The sequence below is a fragment of the Synechococcus elongatus PCC 11801 genome (assembly GCF_003846445.2).
GTDB lineage: Bacteria > Cyanobacteriota > Cyanobacteriia > Synechococcales > Synechococcaceae > Synechococcus > Synechococcus elongatus_A.
The window spans coordinates 849,361-867,318 of sequence record NZ_CP030139.2 but is presented as its reverse complement, the minus strand read 5'-3'; the positions used below and the strand labels follow the sequence as shown (position 1 = coordinate 867,318).

The following is a 17,958-nucleotide window of genomic DNA, read 5'->3' as shown; positions in this document are numbered from 1 at the left end:
GACCATGGTTACTGCACGGGAAACAAGACGAAACGGCAGTCGTTCCTCTGGCTTGAAGAAATGGCGTCAAAAGCTAGACGGTATCTTGCTACCGCTAGCAGGAATCTTGGGCTTCCTCATCATTTGGCAGATCTTTTCTAGCAGCGGGGCAACCCGCTTGCCCGGCCCGCTCAGCCTATTCACAGAGGAGAGAACGCGGGAATTACTGCTCTATCCCTTCTTGGATCGCGGCGGGCTGGATAAAGGTCTGTTCTGGCAGACGATCGCCAGCTTGACGCGGGTTGCCCAGGGCTTTTCAATTGCTGCCATTGTTGGTATTTCAGTTGGCATCTTGGTGGGCTTAAATCGCACACTCAATGCCACGTTGGATCCGCTCTTCCAGTTCCTGCGCATGATTGCGCCGCTGGCTTGGGTGCCGATCGCATTGGTTGCCTTCCAGCAAAACCAGCCTGCTGCTATCTTCGTCATTTTCATCACGGCAGTTTGGCCCATTTTGATCAACACGGCGGAAGGCGTTCGTCAGATTCCCCAGGACTACAACAACGTGGCCCGAGTGCTGCGGATGTCGAAAAGTAAGTATCTGATCAAGGTTGTCTTACCAGCAGCTCTGCCTTACATCTTCACGGGTCTACGCATTGCGATCGGTTTGTCTTGGTTGGCAATTATTGCTGCTGAAATCGTGATGTCTGGCATCGTTGGCATCGGCTTTTTTATCTGGGATGCCTATCAGCAAAACTACGTCAGCGACATCATTCTGGCTGTGATTTATATCGGTGCTGTTGGCTTGTTACTCGATCGCTGTGTGGCTTGGCTTCAACGCTGGATTCTACGCAATATGTAAGGTTTTCCAAACACTCGGGGGATTGATCATGAGTCTATTTGTTGCTGTTGAAAACATTGAAAAATCATTCCCTCTGAGTGGTGGGAATGAATACCTTGCCCTCAAGGGAATTGATCTGGAAATCAAACAAGGGGAATTCATCTCGCTGATTGGCCACTCCGGCTGCGGGAAATCGACCCTGCTCAACCTGATCGCTGGCCTTGAATTACCGACAGATGGTGCAGTCAGTCTGGAGGGTCAGCAGATCACAGCACCAGGGCCAGACCGGATGGTGGTCTTCCAGAACTACTCGCTTTTCCCTTGGCTAACGGTGCGCGAAAATATTGCACTGGCCGTTGATGAAGTGCTGCGCGATCTGCCGAAAGAAGAACGGCAAGCGATCGTGGAAGAGCACATCCAACTGGTGGGCTTGGGGCATGCAGCGGATAAGCCACCTGCTCAACTTTCTGGTGGGATGAAACAACGGGTCGCGATCGCCCGAGGCTTAGCAACCCGACCAAAATTGCTGCTGCTGGATGAACCCTTTGGAGCACTGGATGCGCTGACCCGCGGCAATCTGCAAGAAAAGCTGATGCAGATTTGTGAAGAGAACCACGTCACGGCTGTGATGGTCACCCACGACGTTGATGAAGCAGTGCTGCTGTCTGACCGGATCGTGATGCTGACCAACGGCCCCGGCTCGAAAATTGGCGGCATTTTGGAAGTCGATATCCCTCGCCCGCGCAAGCGGATGGATGTGGTGCACCACCCCAGCTACTACAGTCTGCGATCGGAAATCATTTACTTCCTTAATCAGCAAAAGCGGGTCAAGAAACTCAATGCCCGCAAGGTGACTACCGTGGCGCGGCATGGTCTGGAAAAGGTCAACCTCGAAATTGGCTATGTGCCTCTGATGGCCTGCGCACCGCTGGTTGTCGCTCAAGAAAAAGGCTTCTTCGCCAAGCATGGGCTGGATGAAGTCAGCCTCGTACGGGAAACCAGTTGGCGCGGCATTGTTGATGGTCTGTCTGGCAACTACTTAGATGCTGCTCAGATGCCCTCTGGGATGCCGGTTTGGATGTCAGTCGGGGGGCATGGCGATCGCCCGCTGCCGATTGTCTCTTCACTGACCATGAGCCGGAATGGCAATGGCATCACGCTGTCGAAAGCCCTGTACGACGAGGGCATTCGGACGGTTGATGACTTCCGAAACTTGCTGCGCAGCACGGCAGACAAGCAGCACATCATGGGCATTGTCCATCCGGCTTCGATGCATAATCTGTTGCTGCGCTACTGGCTGGCGGCCAATCAGATCGATCCCGATCGCGAGGTGCAATTGCGCACGATTCCACCGGCGCAGATGGTGGCGGATCTCAAGGACGGCACGATCGATGGCTACTGCATCGGTGAACCGTGGAACGCTTGGGCCGCTCAGAAAGACGTCGGTTTCACGATCGCCAACGACCTCGAGATTTGGAACGGCCATCCGGGCAAAGTGCTCGGTGTTCGCGAAGACTGGGCCAACCGCTATCCCAACAGCCATGTGGCCTTGGTCAAGGCGCTACTGGAAGCCTGCCAATATTGCGAAGATCCCGCTAATTGGGATGAACTGCGCGACTTGCTGAGCGATCGCCGTTACCTGAGTTGCCCGAAGGAATACATCCAGTTCAGCCAGACGACCGATGGTAGCCCCGACCTGACGGTGCCTCACCATCGCTTTGCAGGCGCGGGCGTCAACCGTCCCAGCCGGACAGAGCATCTCTGGATCATGACCCAGCTGGCTCGCTGGGGTGATATCCCCTTCCCCCGCAACTGGGTTGAGATTCTAGAGCGCGTTTGTCGGGTGGGTGTCTTCAGCACGGCTGCCCGCGAACTGGGTCTTTCAGAAGTCGTGAGCTATCAGCGCACCACACCCGTCGAACTGTTTGATGGTGTGCCCTTCAACGCCGAAGACCCGATCGCCTACCTCAACTCCTTGCCAATTCACCGCGACTTCAGCGTGGCAGAAATCGCCCTCGATCAGCCTCGTGCGATCGCCGCCTAGACTCCCCTCCAGAGGACTTGTGTCATGCAAACCCTACGTCACCATCAGCCGACGGCGCTTTCCTCGCCGGGGCGTGATCCCTTCCTAGTTGTCGAGAATGTCTCCAAAATCTACGAGACACCTAAAGGACCCTACACCGTTCTTGATGGCGTTAATCTCACCGTTCAAGAAGGCGAATTCATCTGCGTGATTGGCCACTCGGGCTGTGGCAAATCAACGCTCTTGAACATGGTTTCGGGATTCAATCAACCGTCCTATGGTTCCGTGCGCTTAAAGGGTCAAGAAATCGATCGCCCCGGTCCCGATCGCATGGTGGTGTTCCAAAACTATGCGCTCCTGCCTTGGATGACAGCCTTTGAGAACGTCTACCTCGCAGTGGATTGTGTGAACCCCCAAATGCGGGAAGGAGAAAAGCGGGAAATAGTCCGCGAACACCTCGCCATGGTTGGCTTGACGGAAGCGGCTGATAAGAAAATCACCCAAATTTCGGGCGGGATGAAACAACGGGTGGCGATCGCACGGGCTCTCTCGATTCGTCCTGAAGTGCTGATTCTGGATGAGCCGTTTGGGGCACTCGATGCGATTACCAAGGAGGAGTTGCAGGAAGAGCTACTCAAAATCTGGAACGATCATCGCTGCACCGTGCTGATGATTACCCACGACATTGATGAAGCCCTGTTCCTTGCCGATCGCTTGGTGATGATGACCAATGGTCCATCAGCCAAGATTGGCGAAATTTTGGAAATTCCCTTCCCGCGTCCCCGCGATCGCGAGCGAATTATGGAAGACCCGCAGTACTACGACCTGCGCAACTACGCGTTGGATTTTCTCTACAACCGCTTTGCCCACGACGACGAGTAAACCGGAACTCAACTCCAAACACAGCCTCAAAGACTCCCTCTGCCTGCATGGGCGAGGGATTTTTTATTAGGCGAGCTTGAAAATAAGTTCATTGTCCGCAACCATGCGTGGGAGCAGGGATCCTTTAGGGGGCCCCTGTTCCTATCCGCCTCAGCCATCCCAGACGGTGGCTTACTGCTTCTTGGTTGCAGCGGTTGGTTAGCGGCCGAAGCCCGCAGTGACCGGTTCTTGTGGGTGCAGCGGCTTATCTTTTTGGAGTGCCTCAGCCAAACGGTTGAGTGCGTGGATGTAGGCTTGAGCCGAGGCAACGAGAATATCGGTATTGGCTGAATGCCCTGAGAAAATGCGATCGTCATGGCGCAGACGAATCGTCACTTCCCCGATCGCGTCAATCCCAGCCGTTACCGACTTGACCGAGAACTCGATCAGCTCATTCGGGATATTGACGACGCGATTGATGGCTCGATAAATAGCATCGACTGGTCCTGTGCCGATCGCCGCATCGGTCAGTTCTTCCCCTTCGGGAGTGCGCAGCGTCACGGTTGCTGTGGGACGGGCATGATCGCCCGCCGACACTTGCACCAGCTCTAGCTTGAACAGCTCAGGGGCTTGCTGAGTTTCGTCATTGACGATCGCTTCCAGATCGCGATCGGTGACTTCCCGTTTTTTATCTGCCAACTCCTTGAAGCGCAGGAAGGCACGATTCAAATCGTCCTCGCTGAGCTCATAGCCCAGCTCCTGCAAACGAGTGCGGAAGGCATTCCGTCCGGACAGTTTGCCGAGGGTAATGCGATTGGTGCTGAGGCCAATCGTTTCAGCATCAACGATTTCGTAGGTCAGCTTGTTCTTGAGAACGCCATCTTGGTGAATACCCGACTCATGCGCAAATGCATTCGCTCCCACGATCGCCTTATTCGGCTGCACCAACATGCCGGTCAAGTTGGAGACCAAGCGCGAGGTTTTATAAATTTCGCGGGTGTTGATTTGAGTCAGCGGTGCTTCCGATTCTGCAGGACGGCCCAAGAAAGGATTAAAGTACTGCCGCCGCACATGCAGCGCCATCACCAGCTCTTCCAGCGCCGCATTGCCAGCTCGCTCTCCGATGCCATTGATTGTGCATTCCAACTGGCGTGCACCATTCTTGATCGCTTCGAGGAAATTGGCGACGGCCAAGCCTAAGTCGTTGTGGCCGTGGACGGAAATAATCGCTTGGTCGATATTGCGAACATTGTGCCTAATGCCAGCAATCAAGCCCCCAAATTCGCTCGGGGTCGTGTAACCGACCGTGTCGGGAATGTTGATCGTCTTGGCTCCCGCCGCGATCGCCGCTTCTAGGCATTCATAGAGGAACTCTGGATCGGAGCGGCCAGCATCTTCGGGCGAGAACTCGACATCCTCTACCAGCGAGGCAGCATAGCCAACCATCTCAGGGATGACGGCCAACACCTCAGCCCGACTCTTCTTGAGCTTGTATTCGAGGTGAATATCAGAAGTGGCGATGAAGGTATGGATGCGCCCTTTTGCCGCTGGTGCGAGTGCTTCCGCCGCCGCCTTAATATCCTGACGAGTGGCTCGCGCCAAACTGCAAATCGTGGGGCCATCGGCTGTGCCGACTTCGGCAGCAATGCGCTGAACCGCTTCAAAATCACCGGGACTCGCAAAGGCAAAACCGGCTTCAATAATGTCGACATTCAGTCGAGCCAGTTGACGCGCGATCGCCAGTTTCTCTTCCAGGTTCAGGCTTGCGCCGGGCGACTGTTCGCCATCCCGGAGCGTGGTATCGAAAATGAGAATCCGGTCGTTCGAGCTTGCGCTGGCCATCGGACGGTTGCCAGAAAAACTGTTTTTATTCTAGGTGCCGAACTTCGCGCTTGCGGTGTTTTACTGGGTGAGCGGTGACGGTGGCTTGTGGATCTGGAACCGCGATCGCCGCTCATCAACAGCCTGCCAATCCGCAGCTGTCAAGGACCCATCAGTTAGGTTCAGGCCATAACAATCCGCGAAGCTACTGACCAATGTGGTCGCGAGAGTGGCGATCGGGAGGTCGAGAACTGGTGGCGGTGTTGTCCCCAAGACCTGGGGCCAGCAATCGGGGGGGTGCAGCTGAATTGAGCCTTGCTGCAGGACGGTGCGATCGCGCCAAAGCTGAGCGCTGCCAATACACTTGCGTCCGTCCGCGAGTCGTAAATCAGCAACCGTTGCGCGAGCAAAGCAATCGATCGCTGTGCGATCGGGGCGATCGCTGCCTGTGATCAGGGGCTGCTCCAAACGCTGAAACGCCTGTCGGAGGAACTGCGAGAGAAGGCAGTAGGTCTGACGGCGATCGCGATCGGCGGGCGCAGGCGTTACCAAGGAATAGCAAAGGTCGCCGCCATGCAAGACAGCTCGCCCCCCTGTTGGTCGACGCACGATGGGGCAAGACCAATTGGTCGAGAAGGAAGCCTGATGCCAGCCCAAAGAGAGAGTCGGTTCGGGCCAGCTAAAGAGTCGAAACGTTGGGGGTCGGCGATCGCGACGCACCTCTTCCAACAGCCAATCATCCAAGGCCATCTGCCAGTCGCCAGATGCGACGAGCCAAGGCAGCAGTTGCCAAGACCGTGTTGAGAAGGGCACCACTCGGCGTTAGGCGGGCAGTCCATCGACATAGGTGGCAGCAATACTGGCTACCAAGGTGATGGCTCGCGAAATTTCGCCCGCTGAGAGATCGGCCACAGTGCGGCTTGCGACCATCGTGACGTGATCGTCGTATAGCGCAAACCGAGCTTCCAAGGTCTCTGCCCAGTTGAGAGTGAGCAAGCGGTGCAGAAGACTGGCATCTGCCGGCGTGCTCAGCGGAAACACCTTGGACCACACCGTAAACAGGTCGTCTTCACTCGATCCTGTCAGTTGGACAAAGACTTCGAGCTGCCCATAGCGAAACTTCCAAATAGTGCCGCTCCCCGTGTGACTGACTTGGGCACTGTCGGCGTCGGCCAAGCTGCTGATGACGGTCTCGATGATGTCGATGTAATCTAGCGGCGCAGTCGCAGTGACGTCCAAGGATTCTAGAGTCGTTTCAGCGGAAGACACAGCCATGCCAATCTCCTGAGTCGGTTAGCGAGCGGGTAAGGGCGGCGCTGCTTTCTTTCTAGCACTGTTCAACCCGCGTGGCCGTATGGTCTTGCAGACTTGTCCCCAACTCCACAGAAGACACCATGCTGACATTGTTCCTGATTGGGATCGGCGCTGGCCTCTTAGCAGGGTTACTGGGGGTTGGCGGTGGTGTCTTAATGGTTCCGGTCTTGGTTGGCTTGGGCGTCAGTCCGATCCAAGCCTTCGGCACCAGCAATCTCGCGATCGTGATCACCTCGATTGCTGGGACTTGGCAAAACTGGCGATCGGGTAATTTGCAAGCCGCTAGCATTTGGCAACTGGGACTACCGGCGATCGCAACTGCTCAGTTGGGCGTATGGATTGCTCAAAAGCTGTCAGCGGCGACGTTGCTGCTGGGAATTGCTGGTCTCTATTTACTCAATATTTTCTTGGTGGAGTTACGCCAGTGGCTCAACCGATCGCGAGAGAAAGCGATCGATCAGCAACCACGTCCAACACTGGCTGCTATTGTCTTGACCGGTTCCCTCGGCGGCATCTTAGCGGGGTTGTTTGGCATTGGCGGCGGCACGTTGATGGTGCCTCTGCAAGTCCTCTTGATGGGCGTTCCGATTAAAACAGCAGTTCAGACCAGTCTGGGCGTGATCATCGTCACGGCTTGCTCAGCGCTGACGGGCTACGCGATCGCGGGGGATGTTCTCTGGCGGGAGGGTTTATGGCTGGGGCTGGGCGGTCTGCTGGGGGTGCAAGTCACGACTCGACTCTTGCCCAAACTACCCTCCCTGTTGGTGCAGCGCTGCTTTCAACTGCTACTGCTGACCTTTGCGATCTATTTCATTTGGAAAGCGCAAAACCCCTAACGATCGCTACTCTCAGGAGGCTGTCGCAGCTAAGACTGCTCGGGGTGGGTTGTGGGTTTCGCGCTGAATCTGACCATCACGGAACCAGATCACCCGCTCAGCGCGATCGGCGACATCCGCTTCGTGGGTGACGATCACGATCGTGATACCCCGCTGATGCAGCTGATCGAAAATACTCAGCACTTCTTCGGTGGTCTGAGAATCCAAAGCTCCCGTGGGTTCATCGGCTAGGAGTAACACTGGTTGGTTCACGATCGCTCGGGCGATCGCCACCCGCTGTTGCTGACCACCGGAGAGCTGACTGGGCTTGTTATCCAGTCGTTGAGCCAAGCCGACTTGTGTCAAAGCAGCGACCGCGCGATCGCGGCGCTCTTGGCCGGGAATGCCAGCGTAGATCATCGGCAGCATCACGTTCTCCACCGCGCTGAGCTGTGGCAGAAGATGAAACTGCTGAAAGACAAAGCCAATTTTGCGGTTGCGAATCGCCGCTAAGGCATCGTCATCTAATTCCGCTACATCGGTGCCATCCAAGTAATATCGACCTGCCGTGGGGCGATCGAGACAGCCAATCAGGTTCATTGCCGTCGATTTGCCTGAACCGGAAGCGCCCATAATTGCGCAGTATTCGCCTGCCCGTACTTGGAGGTCGACATGATCCAAGGCGCGGACGGTCGTTTCTCCCTCGCCATAGACCTTGCTGACATGCTCGAACTGAATGACCGGTGGCAAAGAGGCTGACATGGAAGGGCGACGACAGCTCAAAAAGAAAGACAGCGCCATGCTAGCGCTGTCTTCGGTTGGATGAGTGTCAGTGATAGCTACAGGGTCAGCTGGCTGAGACCGCTTCAGGGAGCAAAGGAGCGGAGACAGTAACGCTGGCCGGCGGGGTCACGCTCAGGAAAGTGCTGCTGTTGACCGAGCTACTGGCCAAGTTAAACAGCGGGTTCGAGAGAATACCCGCAACGGTGGTCGCAATCACGCAGAGCACCAGCCCAGCCCGTAAGGCTTGCATCCCTGGCAGATTCCAGTTGGTTTCGGGATAGTTGCGCACTGACTCCGACATCTCCTGGGGCTCTTTGACCACCATCATCTTGATCACCCGGATGTAGTAGTAAATCGAGATGACGCTGGTAATCAAAGCCAGTAGGACCAGTCCGTACAGACCAGCTTGCCAGCCCGCCCAGAACAGGTAGAGCTTGCCAAAGAAGCCTGCCAGTGGCGGAATGCCGCCCAGCGACAGCAGGCATAGACTCAAGCCCAGTGTGACTAGCGGATCTTTTTGATAGAGACCGGCGTATTCGCTGATTTGATCCGTGCCCGTGCGCAGCGAGAAGAGGATGACGCAGGCAAACCCGCCCAAGTTCATGAACAGGTAGATCAGCAGGTAGTAAACCATGCTGGAGTACCCTGCTTCGGTGCCCGCAATCAAGCCGATCATCACGAAGCCGGCCTGGGCGATCGAGGAGTAGGCTAGCAGGCGCTTCATGCTGGTTTGGGCCAGCGCCACAACGTTACCCAGAATCAGACTGAGGATCGCCAGTGCGGTGAAGACAAAGTGCCATTGCTCCGTCAAAGCGGGATAGGCAGTGACCAACAGGCGAATGGCTAAGGCAAAGCCAGCGGCTTTAGAACCGACCGACAGGAAGGCGACAATGGGCGTCGGTGAACCCTCGTAAACGTCAGGCGTCCACTGGTGGAAGGGAACCGCCGAGATTTTGAAGGCGATGCCTGCGATCACGAAGATCAACGAAATCAGCAAGGCCAAAGGTTGAGCTGTTCCCAGTTTCTCCGCGATCGCCGACAGCTGGGTTTCACCACTTGAGAGGCCGTAGAGCAGCGAAACACCATAGAGGAAAATCGCTGAGCTCGCGGCTCCAATCAGCAAATACTTGAGTGCTGCTTCATTGGAGCGAGGGTCACGCTTCATATATCCCGTCAATAGATAAGACGAAATACTAAGCGTTTCGAGTGACACAAAAATAGTCACAAGCTCGTTGGCTCCTGAGAGAAACATCCCCCCCAGTGAAGCGGTGAGCAAAATCGTAATGAACTCTCCAAGAGAAGTTCCCGACTGCTCGACATAGCGAATGGAAAGCAGGATGGTGACGGCTGCTGATAGCAGCACAATGCCGCGAAAAACAATGCTGAGATTGTCGCCGTTGAAGCCACCGAGAAACGCCAAACTCTGGCTGGCATCCCACTGCAGGGTCAGCACTGCGATCGCGGCACTTAAACCGGTAATCGCTAGGGCTGGTGTTAGACGGAGTGACTGCCGTCCCAAAATCAAATCTGTGACCAGAACCGTCAGCAGTGTGACGATCACGATGCCTTCTGGCAGAATCACACCGGCATTGAGTTGACCGGCGAGGGTTAAAAAGTCCATAGGTCGGTGCGACTCAGAACTGGGGAACGCCAGCAGGTTCATTTTGTAACCTGAGGCATCAGCCACTGATTCTACCCTCCTCTTTGCCTGATCCTTCGGCGATCGCAGTTGCAGGAGACTTCACATCTTTGGCTATAAGTGGAAGAGGAGGTTACCCATTGATCACCCCTCTGGGTTTGCCTCTTGCGATCGCTCTTTCATACTTCCCTAGCTGCCAGCTCGGCAGAATCGTGACTCCATGCCCAAACTCGTCATCGTCGAGTCGCCCACTAAGGCGCGCACCATCCGCAACTACCTGCCGAAGGATTACCGCGTCGAAGCATCGATGGGACATGTCCGCGATCTTCCGCAATCGGCTAGCGACATTCCCGCCGAACTAAAAAGTGAGAAATGGAGCAATCTTGGGGTTGACGTCGAAAATAACTTCGCGCCACTTTATATCGTCCCCAAGGATAAAAAAAAGATTGTCAAAACATTGAAAGATGCCTTAAAAGAGGCCGATGAACTAATTCTGGCAACGGACGAAGACCGCGAAGGTGAAAGTATCAGTTGGCATCTGTTGCAACTATTGCAACCTCGCGTGCCGACCAAGCGCATGGTCTTCCACGAAATCACCCAAGAGGCAATTCAATCGGCCCTTAAAAACTGTCGGGATGTCGATCAGCGCCTCGTCCATGCCCAAGAAACCCGCCGCATTCTCGATCGCTTGGTGGGCTACACGCTCTCGCCGTTGCTCTGGAAAAAAATTGCTTGGGGCCTGTCGGCTGGACGGGTGCAATCCGTAGCCGTTCGCCTGCTTGTTCAGCGAGAACGGGCGCGGCGAGCCTTCCGGCAGGGGAGTTATTGGGATCTCAAAGCCCAGCTGGCAGTGGAGTCTGGGCAATTTGAGGCCAAACTCTGGACCTTAGCGGGCCAACGCCTTGCGACTGGTAGTGATTTTGATGAGAGTACTGGTCAAATCATCGCTGGCCGTCAGGTTTGTCTGCTCAATCAGCAGGAAGCAGAAGCGCTGCGCGATCGCTTGCAGACTGAGCCGTGGCAGGTGAAGTCGCTGGAGGAAAAACCAACCACCCGCAAGCCCGCACCGCCTTTCACGACTTCGACGCTGCAGCAAGAGTCAAACCGTAAGCTGCGCCTCTCAGCCCGTGAAACGATGCGGGTGGCCCAGAGCCTCTACGAGCGCGGCTTTATCACCTACATGCGGACGGACTCGGTGCATCTCTCACAGCAGGCGATCGCGGCGGCGCGCAGCTGTGTCGAACAGATGTACGGCCAGAACTATCTCAGCCCGCAACCACGCCAGTTCACCACCAAAAGTAAGAACGCCCAAGAAGCCCACGAAGCGATTCGCCCCGCGGGGAATACCTTTAGGCTGCCCCAGGAAACGGGACTGTCAGGCGCTGAGTTTGCGCTCTACGACCTGATCTGGAAACGCACGATCGCCTCGCAGATGGCCGAGGCCCGGCAGACAATGCTGAGTGTGCTCTTGCAAGTCGATAACGCGGAGTTCCGCGCTAGCGGCAAACGGATCGACTTCCCCGGCTTCTTCCGCGCCTATGTGGAAGGGTCAGACGATCCAGATGCAGCCTTGGAAGATCGTGAAATTCTGCTGCCGGCCCTGAAAGTTGGCGATCGCCCCACCTGCCAAGAGTTGGAAGCGATCGGTCACGAAACCCAACCGCCTGCCCGCTACACCGAAGCGTCGTTGGTCAAGATGCTGGAAAACGAGGGCATTGGACGCCCCAGTACCTACGCCAGCATCATCGGCACGATCGTCGATCGTGGCTATGCCCAACTCGTCAGCAACACCCTAACGCCGACCTTTACCGCCTTTGCCGTAACCGCACTACTGGAGCAGCATTTCCCTGACTTGGTGGACACCAGCTTCAGTGCGCGCATGGAGCAATCCCTCGACGACATTTCCAATGGGGAAGTCGACTGGTTGCCCTATCTCAGTCAGTTTTATCGGGGCGATCGCGGTCTAGAAGAGCAGGTCAAACGTCGCGAAAGTGAGATCGATCCCGCGGCTGCCCGCACGGTTGCACTGGAAGGACTGCCCGCAAAGGTCCGCATTGGTCGCTTTGGCGCTTATTTGGAAGCCGAAGCGGATGGAGAAGCGATCAAGGCTAACTTGCCCAAGGAACTGACGCCTGCCGATTTAGATGCTCAGCGGGTTGAGACGCTGCTGCGACAAAAAACCGAAGGGCCGGATCAACTGGGAACACATCCGGAAAGCGGTGAGCCGATCTATCTGCTGACCGGCGCCTACGGCCCCTATGTGCAGTTGGGGGAAGCCACTGAAGAGAAACCCAAGCCCAAACGAGCCTCCCTGCCCAAGGGCATGAGTTTGGAAACGATTTCGCTTGAACAGGCAGTCGGTCTGCTGTCACTACCGCGGACCTTGGGTGAACATCCGGAAACGGGTCGCCGCATCCAAGCAGGCTTGGGGCGTTTTGGCCCCTACATCGTTTGCGATCTCGGTGGGGGCGAAAAAGACTACCGATCGCTCAAAGCGGATGACGATGTGCTGACGATCGACTTGGATCGCGCTCTAGAATTGCTGGCGCAACCGAAGAAGAGTCGCGGCCGTAGCAAGGAACCAATTCGGGAAATCGGCCTGCATCCCGAGGATCAAGCGCCAATCCAAATCTTTGAGGGACCTTATGGTCTCTACCTCAAACATGGCAAGGTCAATGCCTCGCTGCCGGAGGATGAGAAGCCCGAGACGATCAGCCTCGAGACTGCGATCGCAGCTTTAGCCGCCAAGGCGGGTCAGGCCAAGGGTAAAGGGGGACGCCGCAGTAGCGGTACGCCGAAGAGTGGTGAAACCAAAACCCGAGCCACGAAAACAACTAAGAAAACAACGACTCGTCGGGCCACGAGCCGCTAACACCGTGCGAGATCTGTTTGGATATCGATTCCGACCCGCGATCGCGTTGGGTCTACTGGCGATCACATTGCAATCCTGCAGCGGTACACCGTTTGGTCAGTCGCTGCAGCAGTCCTTTGAACGGCCAGAGAATGGAACGGGGCCAACCTCGCCCACAACACCCATGCCCGCCCCACCAGTTACTCCGCCAACTCCGCCGGAGAGCAGCGATCGCTTTACGGATCTCGACCAGATTCCTGCTGCTCTGCGCAGCCAAGTGGAAGAGCTACTAGAACTAGGGGTACTGGATACTCCCGGCGATCGCCAGGGTCGGTTTGACCCCAACCAGCCAATTGATCGCGGCACGTTCGCGCGTTGGCTCTTGGCAGTCAACAACCGTTTTTTTGAGGATGACCCAGGCCGCCAAATTCGACTGGCGATCGCAGACAGCCCGCCCGTTTATACAGATGTCCCGTCGAGCAACCCGAACTTTATCGCCATCCAATCGCTGGCTGAAGCTGGGACCCTACCCAGTCGCCTCAGCGGAGACACAGCGGCAACCCGTTTCCAGCCCGCAGCGCCTCTGACCCGTGCAGACCTCTTGCTCTGGAAAGTACCGCTGGATCACCGTCAGCCTTTACCGACGGCGACTCCGGACAAGTTAGCCAGCAGTTGGGGTTTTCAGGATGCGAGTAGTCTCGATCCGCGCCTGCAGCGGGTGCTGCTTGCCGATGATGACAATGGTGCCCAAAGCGTTGTCCGGCGAGTGTTTGGCTTTACTCAGCTCTTCCAACCCCGCAAAGCTGTGACCCGTGCGGAAGCTGCGGCGGCTCTTTGGTACATCGGATTCCAAGGGGAAGGCCAATCTGCTGCCCAAGTCTTGCGATCGCAGCAGACGCCACCGGCGACACCAACGCCTCCTACCCCGGCACCCGCGAATCCACCCGCTCGTCCTCCGGCCCAGCAGCCTCCTGCTCAGCCTTGATACTCTCGCGATCCTCAGCGGAGAGTTCAGATGAACTAGCCTGCAAGCCAGACCATAGCTCTTGGGCGAGTTGGACAACCGCACTAGCCTCATCCTTAGGCAAAGTAGACTGTTCAATCAGAAACTGAAGCATGGCGATCGGGTCTGCTTGGAGGGCCCAGAGCTCTGCTTCTGATAGCTGGCAATCGTCAATAGCCATCGAACTTTGCCCCAACCGAGCAAGTTCACTATTTTTATCAAATCTGGTCGTTAGTGCGCGATCGCTGGTGTCCGGAACCATCAGCCTCAGTGGGGCACCTGTCTCGGCGGCGATCGCTTGGAGAAATTCCTAGAATTTCAGCAAAAGCAAGTTTTGTTTTTTGTTTTTGCTTTCTATAAAACAAAAAAGCAAATTATTTGAAGTGAGTTTAAGGGCTATCAAAAAGCTTGGTTAAATATCCAAGCCAACTTAAATCCATTAAATACTCTAAACGCTGTCAATCACTTGTTTAATGACTGCAGTTCTGGCTTGAACGCGCTGATAATGCAGGCATTCCCACAGGGATGGCATTCGACCCATTTCGAGCTATCGCTTGTGACTGCCAAGGAGTCGGCAACGTGAAACTTTCGGTCTACGGCAAAGGCGGTATCGGCAAATCAACCACGAGCTGCAATATTTCGGTTGCACTAGCGCGAAGGGGCAAAAAAGTCCTGCAAATCGGTTGCGATCCAAAACACGACAGCACGTTTACGCTGACTGGATTTTTAATTCCAACCATCATTGATACGCTGCAGGCCAAGAGCTATCACTACGAAGATGTCTGGCCCGAAGATGTGATCTATCGGGGTTACGGCGGTGTGGATTGTGTAGAAGCAGGTGGACCACCCGCTGGGGCCGGATGCGGGGGGTATGTAGTCGGTGAAACCGTCAAACTTCTCAAAGAGCTCAATGCTTTTGATGAGTATGACGTCATTCTTTTTGACGTTTTAGGTGATGTCGTTTGTGGGGGATTTGCAGCCCCGCTTAACTATTCTGATTACTGCCTCATCATCACGGATAACGGCTTTGATGCTCTCTTTGCTGCCAATCGAATTGCTGCTTCTGTTCGCGAAAAAGCACGCACCCATAATCTGCGACTCGCTGGTTTAGTGGGCAATCGCACCAGCAAGCGCGATCTGATTGACAAGTATGTCGAAGCAGTCCCAATGCCCGTGCTAGAAGTTCTTCCCCTCATTGAAGACATTCGTATCTCGCGGGTCAAAGGCAAGACTGTTTTTGAGATGGCGGAGAGCGATCCGAGCCTGAATAGCGTCTGTGACTATTACCTCAATATCGCTGATCAAATCTTGGCCCGACCTGAAGGCGTTGTTCCTAGTAGTGCTGCCGATCGCGAATTGTTTAGCTTGTTATCTGATTTCTATCTCAATCCGCCTCAGCAAGCATCTGCAGCGATCGCTTCAGAAGCCTTATTGGTGTAGTGCGGTTCCACGGCTGATATCGGTGCGCTCAAGTTCTGCTGCTCTCTCTTCATCCCTCCTCATCAATGACGACTACCGAAGCACCCTCAGCACTCACTTTTGAGTGTGAAACGGGCAACTATCACACCTTTTGCCCAATTAGCTGTGTCGCTTGGCTCTATCAGAAAATTGAAGACAGCTTCTTCTTAGTGATTGGCACCAAAACCTGTGGCTATTTCCTCCAAAATGCCATGGGCGTCATGATTTTTGCCGAGCCGCGCTATGCGATGGCAGAACTCGAGGAAGGGGATATTTCTGCTCAGCTCAATGACTATGCAGAATTGAAACGCCTTTGTACTCAAATCAAACGCGATCGCAATCCCAGTGTGATTGTTTGGATTGGCACTTGCACAACTGAAATTATCAAGATGGATCTGGAGGGACTCGCCCCCAAACTGGAAGCCGAAATTGGCATTCCGATCGTGGTCGCTCGTGCCAATGGCTTGGACTACGCCTTCACCCAGGGCGAAGACACTGTGTTAGCTGCTATGGCCGCTCGCTGCCCCGAAGCTGCTACCAGCGAAGCAGATCAGCAAGAACGCACGAACGCTATCCAGCGTCTGCTTCAGTTTGGGAAAGCTCCTGCCGCTGAGCAACAGCCTGCCTGCCCCAAGCATCCCCCCCTCATCTTGTTTGGATCGGTGCCCGATCCGGTTGCCACCCAACTCACGATTGAACTGGCCAAGCAAGGAATCACAGTCTCGGGCTGGTTGCCAGCCAAGCGCTACACCGAGCTGCCAGTCATTGCTGAAGGAAGTTATGCAATCGGCATCAATCCCTTCTTGTCGCGGACTGCAACTACTTTGATGCGACGGCGAAAGTGCAAAGTCATTGGTGCGCCTTTCCCAGTTGGCCCTGATGGTAGTCGTGCGTGGATTGAAAAAATTTGCAGTGTTCTTGGTATTGAGCCACAGGGTTTGGCAGAACGCGAAGCCCAAGTTTGGGACAGCATTGAAGACTATCGTCAGCTCGTGGAAGGCAAGCAGGTCTTCTTTATGGGCGACAACCTCTGGGAAATCTCGCTGGCTCGCTTCCTGATTCGCTGCGGAATGCGCTGTCCTGAAATCGGTATCCCTTACCTCGATCGCCGCTACTTAGCAGCAGAGCTCGCCTTACTGGAGGAGACGTGCCAATCGATGGGTGTGCCTCTGCCCCGTTTGGTCGAAAAACCCGATAACTACAACCAACTGCAACGGATCGAGGCATTGCAGCCCGACTTAGTGATCACCGGCATGGCCCATGCCAACCCGCTCGAGGCACGGGGCATCAGTACCAAGTGGTCGGTGGAATTTACCTTTGCCCAGATCCATGGCTTCGGCAATGCCCGCGCCATCCTGGAATTGGTGACTCGTCCCTTGCGTCGCAACCTCGCGTTAGGGACTGTCGGCAGCAGCCAATGGGTCAGTGAAGCCGTCATTCCTCACTAGGCTGGCTGCGATCGCCCGACCAAAGTTCCTGTGCGATCGCGGTCCTAGTCATGAGAAACTATTGAGGGATTCTCGGGGTTGAACCCAGCGTTCAGCTATCCAGAAGCAAGAGCTTTTGCTCAACCCAAACCCGATGGGGACGATTAGTTTTACTGATGGGGCCAATCGAAAATCACCATCAGCTTAAATATTGTCAATAGATCCCCATCAATCTAATCTTTTGATTAGAGCGCCAGAAGCATGCTGAACATCGAGTCTCCGTACTCGATTCTTAAGTTCCAGCTTCTTGCTAGAGACTGACTCGAATTTTTAAAGGACGTGGACTCATGCCTATTGCGGTTGGAATGATCGAGACCCTGGGCTTCCCGGCTGTTGTGGAAGCAGCTGACGCGATGGTCAAAGCAGCGCGTGTCACGCTGGTTGGCTATGAGAAAATCGGCAGCGGCCGCGTCACGGTCATTGTCCGGGGCGACGTTTCGGAAGTCCAAGCTTCCGTCTCTGCGGGTCTCGACTCGGCGAAACGGGTTGCTGGTGGTGAAGTGCTGTCGCACCACATCATTGCTCGTCCCCACGAGAACCTGGAATACGTCCTCCCGATCCGCTACACCGAAGCTGTTGAACAATTCCGCATGTAGGGTTGAGGGCTGTTGAGTTAAGTTCAATAGCCCTTTCATCTTGATTGCCGACTCTTTGGGTGAGTCTTTCAAGATGCACCTTGGCAGATTTGTTTGTCTGTTCTTCGATGGTCGGCTGTCCTGTTGTGCCGTCGATGTGGGATCAGCATGCGCATTGCTAAGGTTCGCGGAACTGTGGTCAGCACCTACAAGGAACCCAGCCTGCAAGGGGTAAAGTTCCTTGTTGTTCAGTTCATTGATGAGGCTGGACAAGTCCTTCCGGAATATGAAGTCGCAGCTGACATGGTTGGCGCGGGTGTTGATGAGTGGGTGTTGATCAGTCGTGGCAGTCAAGCACGTCATGTGCGGGATTGTCAGAATCGCCCAGTCGATGCAGCAGTTATTGCAATCATCGATACGGTCAATGTTGAAAACCGCTCCGTCTACGACAAACGCGAGCACAGCTAGCAGGCAGGCTCTTTGAGCCCCTGTTATTCATCGAGTGGAT

At 55.2% G+C, this 17,958-nt stretch carries 16 protein-coding genes; 10 read left to right on the top strand and 6 right to left on the bottom strand.

Going from position 1 to position 17,958, the window contains the following annotated elements; translation table 11 throughout:
- Window positions 1–4 precede the first annotated feature (4 nt).
- Genes ntrB through DOP62_RS04100 form a run of 3 tightly spaced genes read left to right on the top strand, consistent with a single transcriptional unit; the run spans window position 5 to window position 3,725 of the window.
- Complete coding sequence (gene ntrB / locus DOP62_RS04110; RefSeq protein WP_208673452.1) at window positions 5–841, top strand: nitrate ABC transporter permease; 837 nt, start codon at window positions 5–7, stop codon at window positions 839–841.
- A 28-nt stretch (window positions 842–869) separates the two neighbouring features.
- Window positions 870–2,864, top strand: coding sequence for a nitrate ABC transporter ATP-binding protein (locus DOP62_RS04105; protein WP_208673451.1), 1,995 nt, complete (start codon window positions 870–872; stop codon window positions 2,862–2,864).
- A gap of 24 nt (window positions 2,865–2,888) precedes the next feature.
- Window positions 2,889–3,725, top strand: coding sequence for a nitrate ABC transporter ATP-binding protein (locus DOP62_RS04100; protein ID WP_208673450.1), 837 nt, complete (start codon window positions 2,889–2,891; stop codon window positions 3,723–3,725).
- Window positions 3,726–3,923: 198 nt separating this feature from the next.
- Here the strand turns inward: DOP62_RS04100 and DOP62_RS04095 are convergent, their stop codons facing one another.
- The 3 genes from DOP62_RS04095 to DOP62_RS04085 are packed head-to-tail and all read right to left on the bottom strand — an operon-like array spanning window position 3,924 to window position 6,800.
- Complete coding sequence (locus DOP62_RS04095; protein WP_208673449.1) at window positions 3,924–5,546, bottom strand: 2-isopropylmalate synthase; 1,623 nt, start codon at window positions 5,544–5,546, stop codon at window positions 3,924–3,926.
- A 60-nt stretch (window positions 5,547–5,606) separates the two neighbouring features.
- Entirely contained in the window at window positions 5,607–6,338 is a 732-nt protein-coding gene (locus DOP62_RS04090) for a lipoate--protein ligase family protein (protein ID WP_208673447.1), read from the bottom strand.
- A gap of 9 nt (window positions 6,339–6,347) precedes the next feature.
- Window positions 6,348–6,800: a YbjN domain-containing protein gene (locus tag DOP62_RS04085; RefSeq protein ID WP_208673445.1), complete on the bottom strand. Its 453-nt coding sequence runs from the start codon at window positions 6,798–6,800 to the stop codon at window positions 6,348–6,350.
- A gap of 119 nt (window positions 6,801–6,919) precedes the next feature.
- Here DOP62_RS04085 and DOP62_RS04080 point away from each other — a divergent pair, with 119 nt between their 5' ends.
- Entirely contained in the window at window positions 6,920–7,675 is a 756-nt protein-coding gene (locus tag DOP62_RS04080) for a sulfite exporter TauE/SafE family protein (protein WP_208677861.1), read from the top strand.
- Window positions 7,676–7,687: 12 nt separating this feature from the next.
- Here DOP62_RS04080 and DOP62_RS04075 read toward each other — a convergent pair whose 3' ends face one another.
- Both DOP62_RS04075 and DOP62_RS04070 read right to left on the bottom strand, forming a co-directional pair.
- On the bottom strand, window positions 7,688–8,416 hold the full coding sequence (locus DOP62_RS04075; protein ID WP_208673444.1) for an ABC transporter ATP-binding protein: 729 nt from the start codon (window positions 8,414–8,416) through the stop codon (window positions 7,688–7,690).
- 85 nt (window positions 8,417–8,501) lie between these two features.
- Window positions 8,502–10,058, bottom strand: a complete 1,557-nt coding sequence (locus tag DOP62_RS04070) for an NAD(P)H-quinone oxidoreductase subunit N (protein WP_208677042.1) — start codon at window positions 10,056–10,058, stop codon at window positions 8,502–8,504.
- Window positions 10,059–10,296: 238 nt separating this feature from the next.
- On the opposite strand from DOP62_RS04070, the gene topA reads away from it, so the two are divergent.
- Both topA and DOP62_RS04060 read left to right on the top strand, forming a co-directional pair.
- The gene (topA, locus tag DOP62_RS04065) at window positions 10,297–12,948 is read left to right on the top strand and encodes a type I DNA topoisomerase (protein ID WP_208673442.1); all 2,652 of its coding nucleotides are present in this window, start codon (window positions 10,297–10,299) and stop codon (window positions 12,946–12,948) included.
- Between the two features lie 4 nt (window positions 12,949–12,952).
- A complete protein-coding gene (locus DOP62_RS04060) occupies window positions 12,953–13,912 on the top strand; it encodes an S-layer homology domain-containing protein (protein ID WP_208673440.1) in 960 nt (319 codons plus the stop codon).
- Here DOP62_RS04060 and DOP62_RS04055 read toward each other — a convergent pair.
- Window positions 13,848–14,111 (bottom strand): hypothetical protein, encoded by a 264-nt coding sequence (locus tag DOP62_RS04055; protein WP_208673438.1) that lies wholly within the window; start codon window positions 14,109–14,111, stop codon window positions 13,848–13,850. The two genes, DOP62_RS04060 and DOP62_RS04055, sit on opposite strands and share 65 nt — an antisense overlap.
- Window positions 14,112–14,509: 398 nt before the next feature.
- Between DOP62_RS04055 and bchL the strand changes: the two genes are divergently transcribed.
- From bchL to DOP62_RS04035, 4 genes are all read left to right on the top strand, one after another.
- On the top strand, window positions 14,510–15,370 hold the full coding sequence (gene bchL / locus DOP62_RS04050; RefSeq protein ID WP_208673436.1) for a ferredoxin:protochlorophyllide reductase (ATP-dependent) iron-sulfur ATP-binding protein: 861 nt from the start codon (window positions 14,510–14,512) through the stop codon (window positions 15,368–15,370).
- Window positions 15,371–15,435: 65 nt separating this feature from the next.
- Entirely contained in the window at window positions 15,436–16,836 is a 1,401-nt protein-coding gene (locus tag DOP62_RS04045; RefSeq protein WP_370538870.1) for a ferredoxin:protochlorophyllide reductase (ATP-dependent) subunit N, read from the top strand.
- Window positions 16,837–17,162: 326 nt separating this feature from the next.
- A complete protein-coding gene (locus DOP62_RS04040; protein WP_011242449.1) occupies window positions 17,163–17,471 on the top strand; it encodes a carbon dioxide-concentrating mechanism protein CcmK in 309 nt (102 codons plus the stop codon).
- Between the two features lie 147 nt (window positions 17,472–17,618).
- Entirely contained in the window at window positions 17,619–17,918 is a 300-nt protein-coding gene (locus DOP62_RS04035; RefSeq protein ID WP_208673434.1) for a EutN/CcmL family microcompartment protein, read from the top strand.
- Window positions 17,919–17,958 lie beyond the last annotated feature (40 nt).